Source organism: Pedobacter sp. (assembly GCF_045628745.1).
GTDB lineage: Bacteria > Bacteroidota > Bacteroidia > Sphingobacteriales > Sphingobacteriaceae > Pedobacter.
Genome location: NZ_JAZQPU010000017.1, coordinates 1 through 5,349 on the forward strand (window position 1 = coordinate 1; position 5,349 = coordinate 5,349).

4 protein-coding genes are annotated in these 5,349 nt (G+C 37.2%); all 4 read right to left on the reverse strand.

What is annotated here, in order from left to right; all coding sequences use genetic code 11:
• The coding region (locus tag ACR2F7_RS00800; protein ID WP_432711708.1) for a glycoside hydrolase family 38 C-terminal domain-containing protein at positions 1-2,330 on the reverse strand (2,330 nt) is incomplete at its 3' end.
• A 4-nt stretch (positions 2,331-2,334) separates the two neighbouring features.
• Positions 2,335-3,234 (reverse strand): ROK family protein, encoded by a 900-nt coding sequence (locus ACR2F7_RS00805; RefSeq protein ID WP_432711709.1) that lies wholly within the window; start codon positions 3,232-3,234, stop codon positions 2,335-2,337.
• Positions 3,235-3,413: 179 nt separating this feature from the next.
• Complete coding sequence (locus tag ACR2F7_RS00810; protein WP_432711710.1) at positions 3,414-4,901, reverse strand: sialate O-acetylesterase; 1,488 nt, start codon at positions 4,899-4,901, stop codon at positions 3,414-3,416.
• Positions 4,902-4,983: 82 nt separating this feature from the next.
• Positions 4,984-5,349: alpha-L-rhamnosidase C-terminal domain-containing protein (locus ACR2F7_RS00815; protein WP_432711711.1), on the reverse strand; the 366-nt coding region annotated here is incomplete at its 5' end.

A 5,349-nucleotide genomic window follows, 5' to 3' on the forward strand; every position in this document is an offset into this window, starting at 1 on the left:
CCCTTGTAAACACAAGAAGTAAGCTCAAGCATTTTAGACGAAGTCTCTATAAAAGTTCCGCTCCATTGAGAAGGTTTCATCGCCATAACATTAACCTGTAGAGGTTCGTTTATCTTCTGATTTTGGTAACTTACCCCTGCTTTTTGCCAGTTTCCTACATGAGGTAACAGGGAATATTTTATTTCTGTTGCATCTTTTATTGTATAATTACGGCCCCATAATCCATATCCAGCATATTGTGTTGTTAAACCCAGAGGAAAATTTTTCCCATGGGCATAACTCGTTGTATGATCAGTAAATAAGCTCATTCCATATTTTTGATCTCCACTTAAAACATCTACCCAGTTTAGAACAATGTTATTTTTGATACTATCCCAAGTGCTAAAAAAAGTGTTTTCCAATCTACTTTTTGTCACATCAAATGGTGCATCTTTGTACACTTGTTGGTTTTCCAGAGCAAGTGGAAATAAAGTAAGCAGCTTATACTTATCGTTATAAAACGCCTTATGCAGGTTTTCAGATTTGTAATTCGTCTCTTCAAACTCACCAATACCTTCATTTTTTTTCCAGTCTATGTAGATGTTGCAATTTATTAACGGCTGACCCTGGATTAATTCTATTTGTTGTGAAAGAGGATGACCAGCAATTTCACTTTCAATTTTTATACTCAAAATATAAGGGCCGTTTTCTAAAATATTTAGCGACGCAGGCTGATCAGCATTTGTCTTAAAGCCCCCTTGGCGATAAAAATTACCACGCAATTCATTGAATTTTCGTTCTGCATGCTGGTCAACAAACTCTTTGTTTTTTAACCCTTTTGCCACTAAGCTCTTCACAGTTCCTCCTTCAGCCTTGTTGATTCGAATTCTATAGAGATCAGATTCCAAAATATAATCTCCATTTTTTTGAACAAGGATTTTGGCACCTTCAGCAGCCGCCTTCTTTTTACCTTTCTTAATTTCATACACTACAAAACCCAATGCGGGTACTTTGGCTTTAAACGCAATGATGCTACCCTCTTGCAACAGTTGAGAGGGCAGTTCATTATTGAACTGATCAGTAATAATAAGTTGATTATCCTTTGCTAAACCAGCAGGCAGTAGTGCTTTTACCCATTCATTACGCTCATTTGCTAACGTATTAAATACCTTTAAGTAAGCAACTTTTGTAGAATAGGCGTTAGTGGATGTCATTACGTTAATACCATTCGTAATTTCATTTGCCTGATCCGTCCAGGCACTCACCTTATCGGCCCAAGTATCTCCTTTATCGCCATTATAGGGTACTATCCAGGTATCATGATGCTGAGCGAGCATCAGACTTCTCCATGCTTGATCCAAAGAAGATGAAGGGTAAGCCGTCCCATCCTCCAAATTACGGATAACAGCAATTTTCTCTGCCTGAATAACTTTGTTCTCTGTAACTCTTGTTTGTTGTGCTAATTTTTGAACAACCTGTGCACCCCAGACTAAACTTGTTAAAACATCCTCCTGACTAAGATTCCAATTTTCAACATTCTGAACTTCAGCTATATTCTCAAAGTAATTTCTCCAGGTGGTATAAACTGTAGGTTTGTGAAAATCATCCCTCAGCCATGGCCCCAAAAGCCAACCTGCATCTTGCAGACTCATGGCAACAGGATTTTTAATGCCATTATTAAAGGCTGCAGGTATAAAGTCATTGTTTCTTCCGTTCCCGATCGTTTCCCAGGTTGAATTAGACATTAAAGCCTCTATCTGGTAACGTGGACTCGTCAATATCGAACTTCCATCTGGCCCAATCCAATTGACCAACTCTTTTCCAAAAGCTCTGGTGTAGCCACCCCACCCCGTATTTGGATTTTTAAGTGATGCATATTGAAAACCAAACGATTTTAACAACTGTGGCAAGGCACTGGTAAAACAAGGTTCTTCAGAAGAATAAGTCTTGAATGTTATAAAGGGAAAATGTCTTTTTAATGTAGCCATGCCATAAGAGAATTGCCTGATTATGCTTTCTCCTGATATATTATACATATATGGCTGGCTATAAGTTGGATTCACATACTCTATTCGACTATTCACCGTGCTGTCTTTTAGAAATATGCTAAACGCATTATAGCCATTAACATCAGCCTTTAACTCTCTGTCCCATGTTTCTGGCTCTATCTCAAGATTGATATTCCAATCTGGATGCTTATTTAATTGTTCAACAATAAAAGAGGTATAGCCCATTGGATAATGTCCCCACATCCCTCCATGATAACCATCAATAAAATAGGCTTTTTGTGAAAACACAAGGTTAGGGCATAAAAAGAAAAAGACCAGAAAAACTTTTTGGAGATTCTTCATATGGCTAAGCTATAGGGCTATATGTAAGATTTTTATTTTTCCAGAGACCAGCAGCCCCAAGCAGCGCAGCATTTTCAGCGAGTAAGGCCTGATAAATTTCAATTTGATTATCCTGCCCTAAGGCACCAATTAAATCTGCTTTGAAGAATTGAATAGACTTAGCAATGCTTCCTCCAAGCACCACAGTATCAATTTTGCCAGTTAACGCTATAAAACTTTGAAGGAACAGCCCTAAATTGACACCAAATTCTCTAAAAACCTCAAGTGCTTGCGTATCACCCCCCTCGGCCAGAAAAAATAATTCTTTTACATTCTTTATTTCTATAGCAGTTTTGTGAAAATAGCTTTTCACGAACCAACGAGTTGATAAATATTCTTCGGCAATCGCATTCTTAAAGGGCAGTTTCCATAAATCAGCATCCGTCACACTTTCCTTATTCAACATCATTGCTGAACCAAGACCTGTTCCAAGTGTAAGTCCAATTACGTTATGGCCATTACTGGCCGCTCCGCCAAGAATCTCACCAGATAAAAATGCTACTGCATCGTTTACAAAACCAATATGATTAACATTAATATGTAAACGACTAGCCAATAACTCTTTAATATTTAAACCAAAAAGTGCCCCGTATTTATCTTGGCCTTTAATCATGCAGATTCCTTTCTCATAATCCATTGGTCCGGGCATGGCAATGCCTATATAATTTGGCGTTTTTGCAAGAGTTGAACAAGACTGTAGAATAGCGTGGGTCCAAAAATGCATGATGCTTTCTAAGTCTGCTTTCGAATCTAATTCAACACGTGTGAGTGTATTTGGCAAAATCATATTCTTATTCAGGTCAACACAAGCTGCAGTAATATGTGTACCTCCAATATCAATACCCAATATTAATTTTTGATCCATTTTATTTATTTTGAAACCTTAAAATTTTATCTGTTATTTATCCTTCAGGTCTTCTATAGGATTATTTAATCTATTTTAAAACGTTTTAGTCAATTCTTAAAGATAATATTAATCAAAGGCATTAAGTATTTACGTTTTACTTAATCCTATAGAATTAAAAATCTTCAATTATGATCTTCTTATTTTGGCTCTGGCCAATCATCAGTCCTGAACGGTAGCGCTGGAAAACCGTTACTATTTTGTAAATTGGTTACCGGGTAATTGAAAAAGGCATACCTTACTGCCCTTGGCTTTATTACCTTATCACTGGTCACCACTATAGTATTATTGATAATTTTGGCTATCGCAGGATAAAAAATCTGATCATCTCCAGCTACAAAGAAAAAGGCGGGCGCTTGCCCATCGCTGGTATTTAGACCTCCAGAAAGTGTTTCTTGCTTAAAATAAATTGTGGCTATCTCTTTCTGAAATATTGCATGACTAAAGGTGGGCCCCATGTAAGTAACTGAAAGTTGATGATAAGTTCGGTTTAATGCAACGGCGGCCAATCGATGCCCAATGGGTTCTTTTTTGGTAGGATGTAAGTTTTTAGCCTCCCCAACATCCATCGTACAAATCATTTTAGTATTATTAAGTTCTGCTATTTGGCCTTGGGCTTCCCTAAAAAAGGCATCATAAGTTAATTTCACGTCTTCCTTTTCATGTGCAAAAGGAGCAATTTGAACATAATAAAAAGGAAGATCAGCTTGCTTGAATCTTGTACGCCATTCCTTAATCATCACATGCATTGCTTCTACATACGCTATTCTTTCCATATGATTCGATTCGCCCTGGTACCAACAGAATCCCTTTATAGAGAGATTAATAAACGGATGGATCATAGCATTATAAAGTAAGAAAGGCCGAACAACTTTTTCAAAAGAAAACGCACTACTGATCTCTTCCTTGGCCTTCAGACTATCGAGATAAGGTTGAAGATAGGTTTGGTTAAGCAAGGAATTATTAGCTAATACGTCTTGTGGTAGATACGCCTGTACTCCTGAAGCACCAATTCCTGAAAAAATAATACCTATTGGAATGTTTAATTCATCATAAAGTTTACGTCCGAAAGTATATCCTACAGCACTAAACCCTTTAACATTAGCTCCCGAACATTCTTGCCATTTACCTGCAAATGTGTCAATAGGATATTTGCTAAAGTTTAATTCCACATTGAGTAGCCGGATATGGGGCTGATTTGCTTTACTGATCACATCGGCTGCTCCAGTCATTTCCTTTACTGCAAACTGCATATTAGATTGTCCACTACAAAACCATACATCGCCAATAAGCAAGTTAATCAGTTTCTTTTTTTCTTTTTTCGTTCCAACAAGAATATAATGAGAGCTAAAATCTCCTCTTTTAGCTTGTGGAACTGCTATCATACCTTCAAAAATGCCATTATTTGCTGCTATTACTATTATTGGGTTAGCCATCCAATCTGCAGTGATAGAAATCTTTTCGCCTGCATTTGCTTTACCCCATACTTTAAAAGCCTTGTTTTGCTGCAAAACCATGTTATTCTGTAGGGCATCGGCCAAAGACAATGAATCTTTTACTGCACTATAGCTGTGATTTGTTAAATTAAGTGCTAAGCAAAAAATCAATAGATATTTAATTGAATTCATATTTATTTTCAAAGGGAATATCCTAATGGCACAATTCTGGGAATTCCGTAATTTATGTAACTATTATGTTTTATAAATAAAGTTAAATCTTGAAAGAATTTGCACCTGCATTCAACAGATAGGTCTTCCCCTTCCATTCAAATTTCCCTGTTGTTTCCTGCGGTAAGTTAATGTTGATTTCCCAATTATTTTTTTTCATTAAATAGCTTACGGAAACTTTGCCCTTTGGATGCGGCATTTCTCCACTTACTTTTTTCATTGCGCCCAAATGTGGTTTTATTTTGACTTGGCTGAACCCTGGCGCATCACTACTTATGCCCAATACAACCTTGAAAAAGTCAATGTTTGGACTTGCTCCCCACGCATGGCAGTCTGAACGAACGGTATGTAGGCTAGAATCCTCAGCCCAGGTACTAAGGCCCAGTTTGATATTTTCTCTCCAAATCCC